We start from the raw sequence: 18265 nt of genomic DNA on the forward strand, positions 1-18265 counted from the left end.
CCACAAAAAAGCCCCGCACGAGACGGGGCTGGAAATGGGTGCGCCGGCCAGGCCGGCGCACCGGGGGTCGTGCTCAGACCAGGCTGGTCAGGGCGTCGCGGCTGAACGGCAGGATGTCCTGCATGCGGCCTTCGCGGACCTTGGTCGCCCAGTCCGGGTCCACCAGCAGGGCGCGGCCCACGGCCACCAGGTCGAACTCCTGCTTGTTCAGGCGCTCCAGCAGGCCTTCGATGTTGGCCGGCTGGGCGACCTTGTCGGTCTTGACCATGAACTGCAGGAACTCGCCATCCAGGCCGACGCTGCCGACGGTGATGGTGGGCTTGCCGGTGAGCTTGCGGGTCCAGCCGGCCAGGTTGAGGTCGGAGCCTTCGAACTCCGGCTCCCAGAAGCGGCGTGTGGAGCAGTGGAAGATGTCCACGCCGGCCTCGGACAGCGGCTTGAGGAAGCCTTCCAGCTCTTCGGGGGTCTGCACCAGGCGGGCGGTGTAGTCCTGCTGCTTCCACTGGGAGAAGCGGAAGATGATCGGGTAGTCGGGGCCGACGGCCTCGCGCACGGCCTTGATCACTTCGATGGCGAAGCGCGAGCGGTTGGCCAGGCTGCCGCCGTAGTCGTCGGTGCGCTGGTTGGTGCCTTCCCAGAAGAACTGGTCGATCAGGTAGCCGTGGGCGCCGTGCAGCTCCACGCCGTCCATGCCGATGGCCTTGGCGTCACGGGCAGCCTGGGCGTAGGCGGCGACGACCTCGTCGATGTCCTGCTGGGTCATGCCGTGGACCACCACCTGGCCGTCCTTGAGCTTCTCGCTGGGGCCGTAGCCAGGGACGCTGGCGTCCGGCTCGGTGCCCAGGCGGCGGACGTTACCGACGTGCCACAGCTGCGGGACGATCTTGCCGCCTTCGGCGTGCACGGCATCGACCACCTGCTTCCAGCCGGCCAGGGCGTCCTCGCCGTAGAAGCGCGGAACGTGGGGGTAACCGTTGGCGGCCTGGTGGCCGATGGTGGTGCCTTCGGTGACGATCAGGCCGACACCGGCCGCAGCGCGGCGGCGGTAGTACTCGACCACCTGCTCGGTGGGCACGCCACCCGGGGAGAAGGAGCGGGTCATGGGCGCCATCACCACGCGGGTCGGCAGCTCCAGGGCGCCGAGGCGGAAGGGGGCGAACAGGGCGTCTACGGATGCGGTCATCGGGGTCTCCTGATTCCGGCCAAGTGACCGGTCGTCTCGTTAATGGGCTTTTTAGGGGGTCACACCCGCAGCAGGCGCTGCAGGCGGGTCATGAAATCGAACAGCGGCCGGGCGCCGGCACCGACCTTGAGGCGGGTGAGCACGCCCTGCCAGGCGTTGGCGATGAAGCCGGCGAGGTTGGCGCAGTCTTCGTCGGCCGTGAGCTCGCCGGCACGCTGGGCCTCTTCCAGGCAAGCCTGGAGGATGTCCGCCGAGCGCTGCAGGATGGCGTCCACCTGAGCGCCGATGGCCGGCGAGAGTTCGGCCATCTCGAAGCTCAGGCTGCCGATGAAGCAGTGGTATTCCAGCTTCTCGTGGCGGGTGAAGTGGCTGACCAGTTCACCGTAGTAGTCGAGCACCCGCTGGCACGGGCTCTTCGCCGGGTCGGACAGGGCCTGGGCATAGCGCTCGAGGCGCGGCTGGTACAGGTAGTCCAAGGCCTGGAGGGCGAAGTCTTCCTTGCTGGCGAAGTAGTGGTAGAACGAGCCCTTGGGGATGCCAGCGGCCTGGACGATCTCCTGCACACCGGTGCCGTGGTAGCCGGCACGGGTCATCACCTGGGTGCCCTTGGCGAGGATGAGGTCACGCTTGTCGAGTCGGATGCTGTTCATGGCGGCGAGCATATGACCGGTCGTCTCGCTCGGCACAGCACTATTGATCAGGGTGATTTGGGGTCAGAAAGCCCGCGCGGCTTACTCCGAGGTAATGGCCTGCGCGGGATATCCCTTGCACCTTGTAGGGGCGACTTCAGTCGCCAGTCGGCTACACCACTGGACTCCCCAGCCACCTCGTTTGGTGGATGGGAAGAGCGCCATCCACCCTACAAGGCCCCGCCATGAAAGAGGGGAAAGAAGCGTCAGCCCAGCGCTTTCTCGATGGCCGCCACCAGGGCGGGGTCTTCGGGGGTGGTGCGGGGCGAGAAGCGGGCGAGCACGCGGCCGTCCTTGCCCACCAGGAACTTCTCGAAGTTCCAGGTGATGTCGCCGGGGAACTCGGCCCCTTCACCGGCCAGCAGGCGGTAGAGCGGGTGACGGCTGGCGCCGTTGACGTCCATCTTGCTGCCGAGCGGGAAGGTCACGCCGTAGTTCAGGGTGCAGAACTCGCGGATCTCGTCCTCGCTGCCCGGCTCCTGGGCGGCGAACTGGTTGCAGGGGACACCCAGTACGCTGAAGCCCCGGTCCTGGAACTGCTGGTGCAGTTTCTCCAGCCCGGCGTACTGCGGCGTCAGGCCACAGCGAGAAGCAACGTTGACCACCAGCACCACCTTCCCCTTGTAGGGAGCAAGCGGCAGTTCCTGGCCGTCGAGGGCACGCAGCTTGAGGTCGTGGAAGGCACTCATCTCACAGACTCCTGGATCGACGCGGGTTTGCACGAGAGACGAAAAAGGCGCCCGAGGGCGCCTTTCCGGTGAACTTGAGCTTAGCAGCCGATCCGCGTCGCCGCGCGCCGCAGATCGCCTGTCATCACTCAGTGGTGGTGACCACCTTCGCCGTGGATGTGACCGTGGGCGATCTCTTCAGCGTTGGCTTCACGCACGTTGACCACCTTCACTTCGAAGTTCAGGCGCTGGCCGGCCAGCGGGTGGTTGCCGTCGACAGTCACGTCGTCGCCGTCGATGTCGCGGATGGTGACGATCTGCATGCCGCCGTCCGGAGCGGAGGCGTGGAACTGCATGCCGACTTCCAGCTCGTCCACGCCTTCGAACATGGCGCGGCTCAGGGTGGCGACCAGCTCGGCGCTGTATTCGCCGTAGGCGTCTTCGGGCTCGATGGCCACTTTCACTTCGTCGCCGGCCTGCTTGCCTTCGAGGGCACGCTCCAGGCCGATGATGATGTTGCCCGCACCGTGCAGGTAGACCAGCGGCGCGCCGCCACGGGAGCTGTCGATCACCTCACCGGCGTCGTTGGTCAGGGTATAGTCGATGGAGACTGCCTTGTTGGCGGCGATCAGCATGGTGCGAGACCTTTTGGATAAGAGTGGAAAGGTGGCAAGTCTAACTGCCAAACCGGCCGATGGCGACCCGCCGATTGACGGACGGGGCTCGCGTTTGCTGGGTTTCCGCCAGGACGAGGACGGCCACTGGGTGGCCCTGCTTTCCTGCGGGCACACCCAGCATCTGCGCCATCAGCCGCCGTGGCAGTCGCGGGCCTGGGTCCTGGACCCACGGCAGCGCGAGGCGCACCTCGGCCAGCCCTTTGCCTGTGGCTGGTGCGCCAGGGAGCAGGACACCGAGGACAAGGACTAACCGACAAGGAGGCGAGATGCCCGCACGCAATATCCTGGTGATCAACTGTGGCAGTGCGTCGATCAAGTTCGCCCTGGTCAGCGAGGCCCATTCGCAGTTCCCCCTGCGCGGCATCGCCGACCGCCTGGGCACGCCGGAGGCCGAGCTGCGCTGGCAGCGCGGCGGCGAGAAGGACAGCCTGATGCTGCCCAACGGCGACTACCGCGCCGCCCTCGCCCAGTTGCTGCCACTGGTGCAGGCCGTCACCGGCGGCAAGCTCCACGGCATCGGCCACCGCGTGGTGCACGGCGGCGAGCGCTTCACCTCGGCGCGGCGGCTGGATGCCGACGTGCTCGCCACCATCCGCGCCATCTCGCCCCTGGCACCGCTGCACAACCCGGCGGCGCTGCAGGGGATCGAAGCCGCCATGAGCGTCTACCCGCAACTGCCCCAGGTGGCGGTGTTCGACACCGCCTACCACCAGAGCCTGCCCGAACACGCCTACCGCTACGCCCTGCCCGAGTCGCTCTATCGCGACCACGGCGTGCGCCGCTACGGCTTCCACGGCACCAGCCACCGCTACGTCAGCCACCGCGCGGCGGAGATCGCCGGGTTGTCCATCGGCGACAGCAGCTGGCTGTCGGCGCACCTGGGCAACGGCTGCTCCACCTGCGCCATCGTCAACGGCCAGAGCCGCGACACCAGCATGGGCCTGACGCCCCTGGAGGGCACGGTGATGGGCACCCGCAGCGGCGACATCGACCCCAACCTGCACAGCCACCTGGCCCGTACCCTGGGCTGGAGCCTGGACGAAGTGACCCGTGTGCTGAACCACGAGAGCGGCCTCAAGGGCCTCTCCGGGCTTTCCAACGACATGCGCACCCTGGAGCAGGCCCGCAGCCAGGGCCACCCCGGCGCCACCCTGGCCATCGAGGTGTTCTGCTACCGCCTGGCCAAGAGCCTGGCGGCCATGAGCTGCGCCCTGCCCCAGTTGGACGGGCTGATCTTCACCGGCGGCATCGGCGAGAACTCGCCGCTGATCCGCAGCAAGACCGTGGCCCACCTGCAACTGCTGGACCTGGCCATCGACCAGGAGGCCAATGCCCGCTGCGTGCAGGGCATCGCCGGGCCCATCCACCGCTACGGACGGACCCGCATCCTCGTCGTCCCCACCAACGAGGAGCGGCAGATCGCCCTCGACACCCTCGCCCTGCTCAACTGAGGCGCCCCATGCATACCTTCTTCATCGCCCCCACCGGCTTCGGTGTCGGCCTGACCTCCATCAGCCTCGGCCTGGTCCGCGCCCTGGAACTGGCCGGCCTCAAGGTCGGCTTCTACAAACCCATCGCCCAGCCCCACCCCGGCGACCTCGGCCCGGAACGCTCCAGCGAACTCATCGCCCGCACCCACGGCCTGACCCCGCCCAAGGCGATGGAACTGGCCCAGGTCGAACGCCTGCTCGGCGACGGTCAGCTGGACGAGCTGCTGGAAGAGATCGTCGGCCGCTACCAGCAGGTGGCCGAGGACCGCGACGTGGTCATCGTCGAAGGCATGGTGCCGACCCGCCACGCCAGCTACGCGGCGCGGGTCAACGCCCACCTGGCACGCAGCCTGGACGCCGAGGTGATCCTGGTCTCCGCGCCGGAGGACGAGACGGTCACCGAGCTGGCCGACCGCCTGGAGATCCAGGCCCAGCTCTTCGGCGGCCCGGACGATCCCAAGGTGCTCGGCGTGATCCTCAACAAGGTGCGCGACGACACCCTCGGCCCGCAGTTGCAGGACAACACCGCCCTGCTGCGCGCCAAGCACTTCCGCCTGCTCGGCTGCATCCCCTGGGAAGAGGAGCTGAACGCCCCGCGCACCCGCGACGTGGCCGACCTGCTGGGCGCGCGGGTGATCAACGCCGGCGACTACGACCAGCGCCGGGTGCAGAAGATCATCCTCTGCGCGCGCACCGTGCCCAACACCTTACCGCTGCTCAAACCCGGCGTGCTGGTGGTGACCCCGGGCGACCGCGACGACATCATCCTCGCCGCCAGCCTCGCCGCCATGAATGGTGTGCCCCTGGCCGGCCTGCTGCTGTGCAGCGACTTCCCGCCCGACCCGCGCATCATGGAGCTGTGCCAGGGCGCGCTGCAGGGCGGCCTGCCGGTGCTCAGCGTGGCCAGCGGCACCTACGGCACCGCCACCGACCTCAACCGCATGAACCGCGAGATCCCGGTGGACGACCGCGAACGTGCGGAGAAGGTCACCGAGTTCATCGCCCGCTTCCTCGACCACGACTGGCTGCGCGAGCGCTGCGGCACCCCGCGCGTGCCGCACCTGTCGCCACCGGCGTTCCGCCACCAACTGGTCAAGCGCGCCCAGCAGGCGGGCAAGCGCATCGTCCTGCCGGAAGGGGCCGAACCGCGCACCGTGCAGGCCGCCGCCATCTGCCAGGCGCGCGGCATCGCCCGCTGCGTGCTGCTGGCCAAGCCCGAGGACGTGCAGGCCGTGGCCCGCGCCCTGGGCATCGTGCTGCCCGAAGGGCTGGAAGTGCTCGACCCGGACCTGGTGCGCCCGCGCTACGTCGAGCCCATGGTGACCCTGCGCCAGGGCAAGGGCCTGAACGCACCGATGGCTGCCGCGCAACTGGAAGACAACGTGGTGCTGGGCACCATGATGCTGGCCCTGGACGAAGTGGACGGCCTGGTGTCCGGCGCCGTGCACACCACCGCCAACACCATCCGCCCGGCCCTGCAGCTGATCAAGACCGCCCCCGGCTACAAGCTGGTGTCCTCGGTGTTCTTCATGCTCCTGCCGGAACAGGTGGTGGTCTACGGCGACTGCGCGGTGAACCCCGACCCCAGCGCCGAGGAGCTGGCCGAGATCGCCGTGCAGAGCGCCGCCTCCGCCGCCGCCTTCGGCATCGACCCACGGGTGGCGATGATCAGCTACTCCACCGGCGACTCCGGCACCGGCGAAGACGTCGAGAAGGTGCGCGAGGCGACCCGCCTGGCCAAGGCCGCGCGGCCCGACCTGTCCATCGACGGCCCGCTGCAGTACGACGCCGCCGCCATCGACAGCGTCGGCCGGCAGAAGGCGCCGGGCAGCGCCGTAGCCGGGCGCGCCACGGTGTTCGTGTTCCCCGACCTGAACACCGGCAACACCACCTACAAGGCGGTGCAGCGCAGCGCCCAGGTGGTCAGCGTCGGCCCCATGCTGCAGGGCTTGCGCAAGCCGGTGAACGACCTGTCCCGTGGGGCACTGGTGGACGACATCGTCTACACCATCGCCCTCACCGCCATCCAGGCCGCCACCGCCAGACCCGACGCCTGAGCCGCGTGCCCCCTCCCGCCGGGAGGGGGCCGGGCAGCGGCGAAACCGCCGCGACCGACCGGTCACCCTTCGCGCTTGCAGTCCAGTGAACAACCGTTAACCTTGGCCACCAACGGGCCGCCCACCGGCACGGCGTCCACCGAACAGGGCGGCACAGACCGCCCAGACACGAGGTTCCCATGCTCAGCTTCCTTCCCGCGCCCCTGCGCGGCGTCCTCGCCTCCCTGCTGCTCGCCCTCAACACCCTGTTCTGGTGCTGGCCGCTGTTCGCCATCACCCTGCTGCGGCTGCTGCTCCCGTTCCAGGCGGTGCGCCAGGCGCTGAACCCGCTGGTGAGCTTCATCCACGAGTCCTGGGTGAGCTGCAACAAGACCTGGATGAACCTGGTCCGCCGCACCCGCTGGGACGTGCAGGGCATGGAAGGGCTGGACTACCAGCACTCCTACCTGGTCACCAGCAACCACCAGAGCTGGGTGGACATCCTGGTGCTGCAGTACGTATTCAACCGGCGCATCCGCCCGCTGAAGTTCTTCCTCAAGCAGGAGCTGATCTGGGTCCCGGTGATCGGCCTGTGCTGGTGGGCGCTGGATTTCCCCTTCATGAAGCGCTACTCCAAGGCCTACCTGGCCAAGCACCCGGAGAAGAAAGGCAAGGACCTGGAAACCACCCGCCGCACCTGCGACAAGTTCCGCCACAACCCGGTGGGCATCTTCAACTTCCTCGAAGGCACCCGCTTCACCCCGGCCAAGCACGCCCAGCAGGCCTCGCCCTTCCGCTACCTGCTCAAGCCCAAGGCCGGCGGCGTGGCCTTCGTGCTGGACGCCATGGGCGATCAACTGGAGGCACTGCTGAACATCACCATCCACTACCCCGGCGGCAACCCGAGCTTCTGGGCGCTGATGGCCGGCCAGGTCGGCGAGGTGGTGGTGCGCATCGAGGCGCTGCCGATCCCCGCCGGCTTCCTCGGCCGCAGCTATGACCAGGACGAGGCCTACCGCAAGGACTTCCAGCTCTGGGTCAACCAGCTGTGGGAGCGCAAGGACGCCGAGTTGGCGGCGCTGCACCAGAGCCACCCGCCCCGTTCCTGACCCCAGGACGCAGAAGCCCGCCAATCGGCGGGCTTCGTCATTCAGGAGCCGACAGCCTCAGTCGCCCAGCACCTCGTTCACCTGCAGCAGCGGGGCAATGCTGGTGTAGCGCGGGATGTCGTCGTTGATGGCCTGGCCATGCTTGCGCAGGGTGGCCTGGAGGGTGTCGATGGAGCGGATCCAGATGTGCGCGGTACACAGGAACGGCGCCGCCGAACCGTCTCCGGAGGCCAGGCCCTTCTGGACCTCCACCTTGACCAGGTTGTCCCCCAGCAGCTCGCGCACCAGGGGGATGTGCTTCTCCAGGTAGTAGGTGAAATCGAAGGTGCCACCCTCGTTGTTGGGGTAGGCGACGAACAGGCAATACATAGGATGCTCCTTGCGAATGCGGCGACCTCACGCGCCGTCGGCGCAAGTGTAGGCCGCCTTCGCCGGCTTTACCGCGCGGCGTCGAACGCCTGCCAGTCGAGCTGCAGCGGGAATTCGCCCGCCTTGGCCACCGGCAGGCCGGGCGCCACCAGGAAGCCCTGCATCACCGAGCAACCGTGCTCGATCAGCCAGTCGCGCTGTGCCGCCGTCTCCACTCCTTCGGCGATCACCTCCAGGCCCAGGTGGCGGCCCAGGTCGATGATGGTGGCGACCACCGCCGCATCACGGGGCGACTCCAGCATGTTGGCGATGAACAGCCGGTCGATCTTCAGGGTGTCCAGCTCGAAGTGGCGCAGGTACGCCAGCGAGGAGTAGCCGGTGCCGAAGTCGTCGATGGCCACCCGTACCCCCAGTTCGCGCAACTGGCGAAGTTGCTCGCGGGTGATGTCCAGGTCCTGCATCAACGCGCTCTCGGTCACCTCCACCTCGATCTGCGAAGGGCGCAGGCCGCGCTGCTCCAGCGCCCGGCGCAGGTCCTCCACCAGGTGCGGCATGCCGAACTGCACCGGACTGACGTTGAGGCTGATGACCAGGTCCTCGCCGAAGCGCTCGCGCCATTTCAGCCCCTGGCTGACCCCCTGCTGGAAGATCCAGTCCCCCAGGCGGTTGATCAGCCGGGTCTCCTCCAGCAGCGGGATGAACACATTGGGCGCAACCGTTCCGGCCACCCGGTGCTCCCAGCGCAGCAGCGCCTCGAAGCCCCGCAGGCGCCCGGTGGCGAGGTACACCTGGGGCTGGTAGACCAGCACGAAGTCGTCCTGCTCGATGGCGTTGCGCAGGCTCTCCTCCAGCATCAGCCGCGAGCGCGCGCGGCCATTCATCTCCGGCGAGAAGAAGCGGTACTGCTGGCGTCCGGCGCGCTTGGCCTCGTACATGGCGATGTCGGCGGCGCGCAGCAGGCCGTCCACCGTCTGCCCGCACTCGGGGAAGCAGGCGATGCCCACGCTGGCACCGAGGGTGACGTCGATGCCGTCCACCCGGTAGCGCACCGAAACCAGCTCGATGAGCTTCTCCGCCACCCGGGCCGCATCTTCCGGGTGGTCGAGGGAGTCGATCAGCGCGGTGAACTCGTCGCCCCCCATGCGCGCGAGGATGTCGTAGGGGCGCATGCAGGTCTTCAGTTGCTCGCCCACGCGGCGCAGCACCTGGTCACCGGCGTCGTGGCCGAGGGAGTCGTTGATGCGCTTGAAGCCATCCAGGTCCAGGTACAGCACCGCCATGCGCTTGCCGTTGCGCTCCACCCGCGCCAGGGCCGACTCCAGCGCCTGGTAGAAGCCGCGCCGGTTGAGCAGCCCGGTGAGCGAATCGGTGATGGCCTGGGCCTCCAGCTGGGCGTGCAGCTGGCGCACCGCCGACATGTCGAGGCCGATCACCACCATCGAGCGCTGGGCCCTAGGCAACGGCGCGCAGGACAGCGCCACCGGCAAGCTGCCGCCGGCCTGGGTCTTCAGCGCGGCGTCGTGCAGGCGGTAGGGTTCGCCGCGCTTCCAGTGCCGATAGAAGTCCGACAGGCGCCAGTCGCCGGCGTATTCGGGGGCGGCGATCAGGCTGAGGAACTCGCGGCCTTCCAGGTCGCTGACGGTGCCCTGGAGCATCAGCGCCATGGCCGGGTTGGCGAAGCTGATCACCCCGTCTTCGCCCACCACCAGGATGCCCTCGGCGGCGTTCTCCAGCACCGAGGCGTTGAACGCCCGGGCACTGTCCAGTTGCTGGGTGAGTTGCAGCAGGTCGCGGCGGTTGCGCTCGTGGTCCAGCAGCGCCTGCACCTTGTGGCGCAGCACCTGCGGGTCGAACGGCTTGAGGATGAAGTCCACCGCGCCGGTGGCGTAGCCGCGCAGCACCGCTTCCTGGGTGTGGGCGATGGCGGAGATGAAGATGATCGGCGTGTAGCGGGTATGCGGGCTGCCGCGCATCAGCCGGGCCACCTCGAAGCCATCCATGCCGGGCATCTGCACGTCCAGCAGGACCAGGCCCACCTGCTCCTCCAGCAGCACCTGCAGGGCCGCCTCGCCGGAGTCGACGGTGCGCACGTCCCAGGTGGAGTCGTCGAGCACCGCCTCCATGGCGGCGAGGTTCTCCGGGCGGTCGTCCACCACCAGGAGGATGCTCTCGGGGGCCTTGAGCTTAGGCAAGGGCTGCGTCATGGCGACCTCCGGCGGCTTCGAGCCAGCGTTCCAGCATGTCCAGCAGTTCCTGGCGATTCACCGGCTTGGCCAGGTAGTCGTCGGCACCGGCGGTGATGCACTTTTCCCGGTCGCCCTTCATGGCGTGAGCCGTCAGGGCTATGACCGGGATGTGGCAAGCGTGTTCCTCTTTCAGCGTCCGTGTCGCGGTGTATCCGTCCATATTGGGCATCGCCATGTCCATGAGAATCAGGTCGAAGGGTTCGCGCTGGAAACAGGCGATGGCTTCCATGCCATCGCGCGCCGGAGTGACCCGTAGGCCAGCTTCGTCCAGCACGGCAGTCAGGGCGTAGATATTGCGCACGTCGTCGTCCACCAGCAGCACCCGCGCGCCCTCCAGGGCGGAATGCCCATGGGTTGACGGCTGCGTGTGCAGGCTGTCGAGAAAGCCCTGCACCGCCTCGCCAAGGGCGGCCGGGTCGGTGGCGGACTTGGGCACCAGCGTCGCCGAGTAGCGCCGCAGACGCTGCAGGTGCTGCTGGCCGACATCGAGCCCGGTGTTCACCACCACGCGCACGTTCCGCAGGGAGCGGCGGGCATCCAGCCGGTCGAGCAGCTCGAAGCCGTCCAGATCCGGCAGGTTCAGGTCCACCACTATGGCTGCGAAACTGTTCGCCTCGTAGGCGACGATGGCCTGCTCCGCAGTGCCCACCGCCACCACCTCGAAGCCCAGTTGCTGCAGGTGCTCGCGGTAGTGGTCGCGCTCCACCTCCACGTCTTCCACCAGCAGTATCCGGTGGCCTTGCGCGTCGGGCTCGCCAAGCCCGCCGAATACCTGCTCCAGCTCGGTGCGACCGATGGGCTTGACCAGGTAGCGGGTGTCGCTGTCGTTCCAGTCCGGCGGCTGCGGCACGCAGGAGATGATGTGCACCGGCGTGCCCCGGTGATTGGGCAGCCCGCGCAGGCGCCGGTAGATCTGCCAACCACTGAGGTCGGGCAGGAGGATGTCGAGGATGATCGCCGCATAGCGCTCCTCCTGCAGCAGCGCCACTGCCTGGCGACCGTTGCTGCACAGCACCGTGGAGAAGCCATGGCCCTGAGCCGCTTCGGCGATCACCGCAGCGAAGCCGGCATCGTCCTCGACGATCAGCACCGGCGGCCCCTCGCCGCTGCGCAACGGCTCGGTCAGCTCCACCTCCGGCTCCAGCGACCCCACGGCCACCGGCAGGCAGACCGTGAAGCAGGCGCCTTCGCCCAGGCGGCTGCGCAGGCTGATCTGCCCGTCCAGGGCGAGCACCAGTTGGCGGGTGATGGCCAGCCCCAGGCCGGTGCCCCCGAAGCGCCGGCTGGTGGATCCGTCGATCTGCTGGAAGGCCTGGAAGACCCGCTCGTGCTGCTCGGGGTCGATGCCGATGCCGGTGTCGCGCACGCTGAAGCGCAGCATCTCGCGGCCGGGGCCGAGGTCCTGGGCGTCCACCGAAACGGACAGTTCCACCTCGCCCTGGTCGGTGAACTTGAGGGCGTTGGACAACAGGTTGCGCAGGATCTGGTGCAGGCGCACCCGGTCGCTGTGGATGACCCGAGGCACCCCCGGGTCGACCCGGCTCACCAGCTGCAAGCCCTTCAGCTCGGCCATCGGGCGCAGGCTGGCATCCAGCTCCACCAGCATGTCCTGGACGTTGAGCGGCTCCAGCTTGAGCTGCATGCGCCCGGCTTCCACCTTGGCCAGGTCGAGCACGTCGTTGATCAGTTGCAGCAGGTCACTGCCGGCCCGGTGGATGATATCGGCATGGCGCGACTGCTTGTCGGTGAGGTTGCCGGCGGCGTTCTGGCGCAGCTGGTCACTGAGGATGAGGATGCTGTTGAGCGGCGTGCGCAGCTCGTGGGACATGTTGGCGAGGAACTCGGACTTGTAGCGGTTGGCGAGCATCAGTTGCTCGGCCTGCTCCCGCAGGCGCTGCTCGGCGACGCGGCGCTCGGTGATGTCGATCACCACGGCCTGGACCCAGGTCTCGCTGTCGCTGCGGATCGGCGAAAGGCCCACCTCCAGCGGGATCATGTGGCCGTCCCGGTGCTGGCCGAACAGCTCGCGGTTACCGCCCATGCGCCGGGGTTCGGGTTTGGCCTGGAAGCCCTGGCGCAGGCCCACGTGGGCCTCGCGCAGGGCCACCGGCAGCAGGCGCTCGACCCGCTCGCCCAGCAGCTCCTGGCGGCTGTAGCCGAACATCTGCTCCACCTGGCGGTTGACCATGGCGATACGCCCGCCGGTGTCCACCAGCAGGATGGCGTTGGGCGAAGCCTCGACCACCAGCCGGAAGCGCTCCTCGGCACTGCGACGGGCCTGCAGGTCGAGCAGGTTGATCAGGTAGCGGGGGCCATCGGCGCGGTCGATACGGGTCAGGCGCAGAGCCACCGGTGTGCGCCGGCCGTCGTCACAGCGCGCCTCGTACTCGCTGATCGACGCGTGGTCGCTCTCGAAAGCCAGGGCCTCAAGCCCGCTGGCACCCGGCAGGAAGCGCAGGGCGTGCTGCCCCACCAGCCACTCGGAGTCGCAACCCAGCAACTCCCCGGCGCTGTCGTTGGCCAGCTCGATGCGCCCGTCGCCTTCGCACAGCAGCGTGGCCACCGGCAACCGCGCCACCAGGGCACGAAGGTGTGCTTCGCGCTCCTGCAGCAGGGCGGCGGACTTGCTGCTGGCCAGCAGTTCGCGCTCGCGCAGGTACAGGTAAGCCCCGACCAGCAGGGATAACAGCAACGCGGCCGACAACCCGGCAACCAGGGTGAAGCGCAGTCCGCCATCACTTTGCAGGCTGGCGTAGGCCGCTGTGCCAGTGACCTGCAACTGCCAGTCACGGCCGAACAGGCGCAGCTCCCGGCGGTCTTGATAGCGCGCAGGCTCGGCAGCGTCGGGCGGGTCCAGCAGGGGTTGGTCGGGGTACTGGAGGTCCGCCAGCTCGATGTCGAACAGCCGGGCCTGCGCCCCGAGGATACCGGCCATCAGGTCCTGGACACGGAAGGCGCCGTAGACGGTGCCGATGAACGCTTCGCGGCGCTCGGTTGCGGTGGCCGGTGCATCGCGGCCATACACCGGCATGAACAGCACCAGCCCCTTGAGGGGCGAATTGTCCTCGTCCTGGCGCAGGACGATGGGGCCAGTCAGCCGGGCCTCGCCGCTGTCGATGGCGGCCTGCACGGCCTGCCGGCGCATCGGCTCGCTGAGCATGTCGAAGCCCAGGGCACGCTTGTTCCGCCAGTCCAGCGGGCTGATGTAGGTGATGACCAGGTAGCGCTCACGTTCGCCAGGAGGGAACAGACGGGCATCGGCGCGCCCCTCTTCCTCACCCGGGTAGGCCGGCAGGTCGCCCGGATCCAGGTAGCGGCTCCAGCCGAGTGCCTGGATGCCGGGGTAGCGGTCCTGCAACTGGAGCTGGTCCACGGCCCGCGCCCACTCGTCGGCGGACACTTCGTCGCTGCCGGCCAGCAGCCCGGACATGCCGCGCAGCACCACTTCATAGGCGCGCATCCGGTCGCTGATGCGCTGGGCCACCTCGTCGACCTCCATGTCGAAGCGCTGCTGGTTCTCGGCCTCATAGCGAGCCCGCTGGGCCTGCCATTGCCAGACCACCAGGGCTCCCAGCGCTACCAGCAGGACCATCGCGGCCGCCACGGGCAGCCAGGGTTTCCTGTCGGGAATCCGAGGACGGTCGTCCATGCATGCTCCTGTCCTTGTGGCGACACGCAGGGGGAAAAATCAGGGGGAGTCGCTGCTGATCAGCATTGATTCGCGGTCACCTGTCGGCAGTCTAGTCAGGATTCGGCGCACTAGCCCCGTGCCAGCAATGAGACGACGGACGGCAAGCAGGGGACGAAAGACGGGGCCGAAAGGGCGGGTAAAAACGCGGGGATAGACACTTCAGGCCCCGGCGGCGCCATCCCGGGCGGGTGCGCGAGGCCATGAAGTGGGGGGCCTGGATCAGGCCCGGAGGGGGATCAGTACTGCTGGGGTGCCTGGGCACCGGGGATGGGGGTCAGCTTGATTTCCACCCGACGGTTCTGCGAGCGGCCGGCTTCGGTGGCGTTGCTGGCGACCGGCTGGTCCGGCCCCATGCCACGGGAAGACAACCGACCCGGTTCGACGCCCTGGGCCACCAGGTAGTTGGCCACGCTCTGGGCGCGCAGCTGGGACAGGTTGACGTTGTACTGGTGGCTGCCGGTGCTGTCGGTGTGGCCGACGATCTCGATGTTGTTCTGGTTGTACTGCTTGAACGACGAGGCGAGGTTGTTCAACGGGCCATAGAAATTGCTGGCGATGTCCGCCGAGTTGGTGGCGAAAGTGATGTTGCCGGGCATCACCAGGTTGATGCTGTCGCCCTGGCGCTGAACCTGTACGCCCGTGCCTTCCATGCTGCGACGCAGCTCCGCTTCCTGCTTGTCGACGTAGTAGCCGTAACCTGCGCCCGCCGCACCGGCGACCGCGGCGCCGATCAGCGCGCCCTTGCCCCGGTTGTTGTGGCTGATGGCGGCACCGGCGACGGCACCGGCCAGGGCGCCCAGGCCGCCATAGGTGGCGGTCTTGCTCATGCCCTGGCGGGGCGCCTGGCCCTGGTTCTCATAGGGGTTCTGCGAAGCACAGCCTGACAAGGTGGCCACGGCAAGGGCCGCGACGATCAGGCGACGCGTGGTGAACATGGACTCTCTACTCCTGTGTGACAGGCAACCGGATGGACTGCCAACCACGTTAGAGCATGGCCCCTCGCGGAAATTCCGTAGCTCAGGCCCGGACGAACGGGTTTTCGCGCATTTCGTCGCCCAGCCGGGTGTCGGGGCCATGGCCGGTGACCACGGTGGCCTCTTCGTCCAGGGTGTAGAGCCGCCCCTTGATGGAGCGCTCGATGGTGGCGTAGTCACCGCCCCACAGGTCGGTGCGGCCGATGCCCCGGCGGAACAGCGTGTCGCCGGCGATCAGCAGCTTGGCCTCGGGGAACCAGAAGCTCATGGAGCCGGGGGTGTGTCCGGGCGTGTGCAGCGCCACGCCACAGCCACAGGCCAGCTCCTCGTCGTCGGCCAGCCACTGGTCCGGGGCCGGCACCGGCTTGTAGGGCACGCCGAACATGCGGCACTGCATCTCCAGGTTGTCCCAGAGGAACTGGTCTTCCTTGTGCAGGTGCAGGGTGGCGCCGGTGGCCTTCTTCAGCTCGCCGGAGGCGAGGAAGTGATCCAGGTGCGCGTGGGTGTGGATGATGCTGACCAGCTTCAGGCCATGGGCCTCCAGGCGGGCGAGGATCTGCTCATGGTTGCCGCCCGGGTCGACGACGATGGCCTTCTTGCTGACAGGGTCGCCGATCAGGGTGCAGTTGCACTGCAACGGGCCGACGGGGAAGGTTTCGCGGATCAGGGCGGTGGACGGGTTCATCGGGCATCTCCGGGGCGGCGCTCTGCGGCGCTTGGTGCGGGTCGATCAAGGGTCGGCACGATAATCGCTCGGCAGCCTGCCCGTCCATTTGCGGAAGGCGCGGCGGAAGTTCGAGGGATCGCTGAACCCCAGCAGCGCGGCGATCTCGAACAGCGGCAGGTGGGTGGTGGTGAGGTACTGCAGGGCCAGGCCCTTGCGCACTTCGTCGAGCACCTGCTGGTAGCTGGTGCCCATGGCCGCCAGGTGCCGGCGCAGGCTGCGGCCACTGGTGTGCAGGGCACGGGCGGCGCTGTCCAGGTCGGGGAAGTCGCCGGGGCGGGTGAGCAGCAGGCGGCGCACGCGGGTCAGCAGGGCGTCCTGAACGTCGAGGGTGGCGAGGATGGCCTCGCACTGCTGCTCGCACATCTGCACCGTGGCCGGGTTGGCCAGGGCCATGGGGCGGTCGAGGTAGTGCGTGGGCAGGGTCATCCAGTGGCAGGGCTGGTCGAAGGTCACCGGCGCGCCGAACACCGCTTCGTAGCGCTCGGCGTAATCCGGCGCGGGGTGGGCGAAGCCCACCTGCAGCCCCAGCAGCGGCTCGGCGACGAGGAAGCGGGCGATGGTGCAGAAGCTGGTCAGCAGGCCCTCGCCGGCAAAACGCCCCAGCGGCCCCATGGGGAAGGACTCGGTGGCCTCCAGCCGCAGGCAGTCGCCCTGCTCCACCAGCTCCAGCTCATAGGCCAGGCCCAGCACCCGGTAGTACTTCATGGCGAACTGCAGCGCCCGCCCGAGGTTGGCGCTGGAAAGCACCGCGTAACCGAGGATGCCGTGGGTGGAGACGTTCAGCCGCTGGCCCAGCACCAGGCCCAGGGCCGGCTCGTTGCACTGCACCAGGGCGGCGGTGGCCAGCAGGTTGAAGTCGACGAAGGAGAGCCGTGCGTTGGGGCTCTGCAGCACTTCCGGGCGCACACGGGCCGCGCTGAACAGCGCCTCGCGGGTGACGCCCAGCTCTTCGGCCAGGCTCAGCAGGGCTTCGGCGTAGGCAACCGGAACGAGCTCGGCGGAGAAGGTCAGCGGCTGTTTCATGGGTTCTTCTTGTGGGTCGGCCTTGGCCAGATATGACCTGACGATTGGCAGAAGATAACCTTGTCCGACAAGACCCCGCAAGCGAGAGTGCGGACGTGGTTTGAACCGACTCAGGGAGTCCCCATGACCAGCACGACCCCAGAAGGATTGGTAATCCGCCCGCGTCACATGGATTTCGACCTGCCCAATCCGATGCCCCGCCACTGGCACAGCGGCGATGCCTTCAAGACCCACCTGTTCGACGCCATGTCGGTGCTCTTTCCCGATGGCGAACGCTTCTTCATCGATTCGGTGCGGCACTTCCGCGACGAGATCACCGACCCGGTGCTGAAGGAGCAGATCCGTGGCTTCATCGGCCAGGAAGGCCACCACAGCCGCGAACACCTGGAATACAGCGCCCGCCTGCGCGACCTGGGTTACGACGTGGGGCGCATCGAGCGCCGCGCCCAGGCGCGCATCCGCTACACCCAGAAGAAGTTCTCGCCGCGCCGGCAACTGGCCGCCACGGCCGCCCTGGAGCACATCACCGCGATCATGGCCGACGCCCTGCTCAAGCACCCCGAGCACATCGCCGGCGCCCACCCGACCCTGGCCCGCCTGTGGCGCTGGCACGCCCTGGAGGAGACGGAGCACAAGGCGGTGGCCTTCGACGTCTACAACCAGGTCTGCGGCAGCCGCAAGCTGCTGCGCCGGGCGATGATCATGGGCACCTTCTTCTTCATGCTCGACACCCACCGCGGGCTGATCCACATGCTCAAGCGCGACGGCCTGCTGTGGAACTGGCGTGTCTGGCGCGATGGCCTGAGCTGGATGTGGGGCAGGAACGGCATGTTCCGCCAGTTGATCCCGGCGTACATGGACTTCTTCAAGAAAGGCTTCCACCCCTGGATCCACGACAACCGGGACCTGATGTACAAGACCCGGGAAGAGTTCGACGGGCTGCCCGCAGCGGCCTGATCCGCCGTCAGTGATGCGCAACGGCCCTTCGGGGCCGTTGTCGTTTCCGGCTGCAGACCCCGTAGGATGGGCTTCAGCCCACCGCATTTCTCCAGATGTTACGGCGCCGTCCCCCGGCAGCCCTGAGCACAAGAGGGTGAAACGGAAACGGGACAGTCGTTGAGAGTTGCAAAGAGCGGTGGGCTGAAGCCCACCCTTGTATCTCGACTACTGCCCCACCCCAGGGGCATAGTCCCCGACTGATCATCGGGGGAGGGATAGGAAGCCGTGCCCACCCTTAGGCCGCGAGCCTGCAACGTAGATAGTGCTCCGCCCCTCCACACTCACTCGAACAGCCCGAACGGTATCCAGAGCCTTGAGCTCGCATTCACAAGGTTGGGCCGGGTGCAGTGATGATCGCGTCTGAACGGATCGAGAGGAGAATCC

The 18265-nt window shown here is 68.0% G+C and carries 15 protein-coding genes; 5 read left to right on the forward strand and 10 right to left on the reverse strand.

The features are described from left to right. Positions 1–73: 73 nt before the first annotated feature. The 4 genes from SZ55_RS21615 to SZ55_RS21630 all read right to left on the reverse strand — a co-directional run bounded on the left by SZ55_RS21615 (position 74) and on the right by SZ55_RS21630 (position 3175). A complete protein-coding gene (locus tag SZ55_RS21615) occupies positions 74–1183 on the reverse strand; it encodes an NADH:flavin oxidoreductase (protein ID WP_044411452.1) in 1110 nt (369 codons plus the stop codon). Positions 1184–1242: 59 nt separating this feature from the next. Continuing rightward, positions 1243–1833, reverse strand: coding sequence for a TetR/AcrR family transcriptional regulator (locus SZ55_RS21620; protein WP_177329740.1), 591 nt, complete (start codon positions 1831–1833; stop codon positions 1243–1245). Positions 1834–2078: 245 nt separating this feature from the next. Continuing rightward, positions 2079–2561, reverse strand: a complete 483-nt coding sequence (locus tag SZ55_RS21625; RefSeq protein WP_044411458.1) for a glutathione peroxidase — start codon at positions 2559–2561, stop codon at positions 2079–2081. 128 nt (positions 2562–2689) lie between these two features. Continuing rightward, on the reverse strand, positions 2690–3175 hold the full coding sequence (locus SZ55_RS21630; protein WP_044411461.1) for an FKBP-type peptidyl-prolyl cis-trans isomerase: 486 nt from the start codon (positions 3173–3175) through the stop codon (positions 2690–2692). On the opposite strand from SZ55_RS21630, the gene SZ55_RS21635 reads away from it, so the two are divergent. The 4 genes from SZ55_RS21635 to SZ55_RS21650 all read left to right on the forward strand — a co-directional run bounded on the left by SZ55_RS21635 (position 3144) and on the right by SZ55_RS21650 (position 7852). Beyond that, positions 3144–3467, forward strand: coding sequence for a DUF3565 domain-containing protein (locus SZ55_RS21635; RefSeq protein WP_074970991.1), 324 nt, complete (start codon positions 3144–3146; stop codon positions 3465–3467). The two genes, SZ55_RS21630 and SZ55_RS21635, sit on opposite strands and share 32 nt — an antisense overlap. A gap of 16 nt (positions 3468–3483) precedes the next feature. After that, positions 3484–4668 (forward strand): acetate kinase, encoded by a 1185-nt coding sequence (locus tag SZ55_RS21640; RefSeq protein WP_044411466.1) that lies wholly within the window; start codon positions 3484–3486, stop codon positions 4666–4668. A gap of 8 nt (positions 4669–4676) precedes the next feature. After that, positions 4677–6764 carry a phosphate acetyltransferase gene (gene pta / locus SZ55_RS21645; RefSeq protein WP_044411467.1) on the forward strand — a complete coding sequence of 696 codons (2088 nt, stop codon included), beginning with the start codon at positions 4677–4679 and terminating at the stop codon, positions 6762–6764. A gap of 179 nt (positions 6765–6943) precedes the next feature. Continuing rightward, positions 6944–7852, forward strand: coding sequence for an acyltransferase (locus SZ55_RS21650; RefSeq protein ID WP_044411469.1), 909 nt, complete (start codon positions 6944–6946; stop codon positions 7850–7852). A gap of 57 nt (positions 7853–7909) precedes the next feature. Here the strand turns inward: SZ55_RS21650 and SZ55_RS21655 are convergent, their stop codons facing one another. From SZ55_RS21655 to SZ55_RS21680, 6 genes are all read right to left on the reverse strand, one after another. Next, complete coding sequence (locus SZ55_RS21655; protein ID WP_044411471.1) at positions 7910–8221, reverse strand: EthD family reductase; 312 nt, start codon at positions 8219–8221, stop codon at positions 7910–7912. A gap of 68 nt (positions 8222–8289) precedes the next feature. Then, positions 8290–10425, reverse strand: a complete 2136-nt coding sequence (locus SZ55_RS21660) for a putative bifunctional diguanylate cyclase/phosphodiesterase (protein ID WP_044411474.1) — start codon at positions 10423–10425, stop codon at positions 8290–8292. Then, entirely contained in the window at positions 10406–14116 is a 3711-nt protein-coding gene (locus tag SZ55_RS21665; protein ID WP_044411477.1) for a response regulator, read from the reverse strand. Before SZ55_RS21665 ends, SZ55_RS21660 begins: the two co-directional genes overlap by 20 nt. A 278-nt stretch (positions 14117–14394) precedes the next feature. Then, positions 14395–15093 carry an OmpA family protein gene (locus tag SZ55_RS21670; protein WP_044411480.1) on the reverse strand — a complete coding sequence of 233 codons (699 nt, stop codon included), beginning with the start codon at positions 15091–15093 and terminating at the stop codon, positions 14395–14397. Positions 15094–15175: 82 nt separating this feature from the next. Beyond that, positions 15176–15817, reverse strand: coding sequence for an MBL fold metallo-hydrolase (locus tag SZ55_RS21675; protein ID WP_044411483.1), 642 nt, complete (start codon positions 15815–15817; stop codon positions 15176–15178). A 45-nt stretch (positions 15818–15862) separates the two neighbouring features. Then, the gene (locus tag SZ55_RS21680; protein WP_044411487.1) at positions 15863–16882 is read right to left on the reverse strand and encodes an AraC family transcriptional regulator; all 1020 of its coding nucleotides are present in this window, start codon (positions 16880–16882) and stop codon (positions 15863–15865) included. Positions 16883–17005: 123 nt separating this feature from the next. On the opposite strand from SZ55_RS21680, the gene SZ55_RS21685 reads away from it, so the two are divergent. Next, positions 17006–17839, forward strand: a complete 834-nt coding sequence (locus SZ55_RS21685; protein WP_044411490.1) for a metal-dependent hydrolase — start codon at positions 17006–17008, stop codon at positions 17837–17839. Positions 17840–18265: the final 426 nt, after the last annotated feature.

It is taken from the genome of Pseudomonas sp. FeS53a, assembly GCF_000931385.1.
Classification (GTDB): domain Bacteria; phylum Pseudomonadota; class Gammaproteobacteria; order Pseudomonadales; family Pseudomonadaceae; genus Metapseudomonas; species Metapseudomonas otitidis.

Bases quoted from the DNA above. Each gene is read 5' to 3' on its own strand.
- SZ55_RS21615 (WP_044411452.1), bottom strand. From the start codon at position 1,183: ATGACCGCATCCGTAGACGCCCTGTTCGCCCCCTTCCGCCTCGGCGCC.
- SZ55_RS21620 (WP_177329740.1), bottom strand. From the start codon at position 1,833: ATGAACAGCATCCGACTCGACAAGCGTGACCTCATCCTCGCCAAGGGC.
- SZ55_RS21625 (WP_044411458.1), bottom strand. From the start codon at position 2,561: ATGAGTGCCTTCCACGACCTCAAGCTGCGTGCCCTCGACGGCCAGGAA.
- SZ55_RS21635 (WP_074970991.1), top strand. From the start codon at position 3,144: ATGGAGACTGCCTTGTTGGCGGCGATCAGCATGGTGCGAGACCTTTTG.
- SZ55_RS21630 (WP_044411461.1), bottom strand. From the start codon at position 3,175: ATGCTGATCGCCGCCAACAAGGCAGTCTCCATCGACTATACCCTGACC.
- SZ55_RS21640 (WP_044411466.1), top strand. From the start codon at position 3,484: ATGCCCGCACGCAATATCCTGGTGATCAACTGTGGCAGTGCGTCGATC.
- pta (WP_044411467.1), top strand. From the start codon at position 4,677: ATGCATACCTTCTTCATCGCCCCCACCGGCTTCGGTGTCGGCCTGACC.
- SZ55_RS21650 (WP_044411469.1), top strand. From the start codon at position 6,944: ATGCTCAGCTTCCTTCCCGCGCCCCTGCGCGGCGTCCTCGCCTCCCTG.
- SZ55_RS21655 (WP_044411471.1), bottom strand. From the start codon at position 8,221: ATGTATTGCCTGTTCGTCGCCTACCCCAACAACGAGGGTGGCACCTTC.
- SZ55_RS21660 (WP_044411474.1), bottom strand. From the start codon at position 10,425: ATGACGCAGCCCTTGCCTAAGCTCAAGGCCCCCGAGAGCATCCTCCTG.
- SZ55_RS21665 (WP_044411477.1), bottom strand. From the start codon at position 14,116: ATGGACGACCGTCCTCGGATTCCCGACAGGAAACCCTGGCTGCCCGTG.
- SZ55_RS21670 (WP_044411480.1), bottom strand. From the start codon at position 15,093: ATGTTCACCACGCGTCGCCTGATCGTCGCGGCCCTTGCCGTGGCCACC.
- SZ55_RS21675 (WP_044411483.1), bottom strand. From the start codon at position 15,817: ATGAACCCGTCCACCGCCCTGATCCGCGAAACCTTCCCCGTCGGCCCG.
- SZ55_RS21680 (WP_044411487.1), bottom strand. From the start codon at position 16,882: ATGAAACAGCCGCTGACCTTCTCCGCCGAGCTCGTTCCGGTTGCCTAC.
- SZ55_RS21685 (WP_044411490.1), top strand. From the start codon at position 17,006: ATGACCAGCACGACCCCAGAAGGATTGGTAATCCGCCCGCGTCACATG.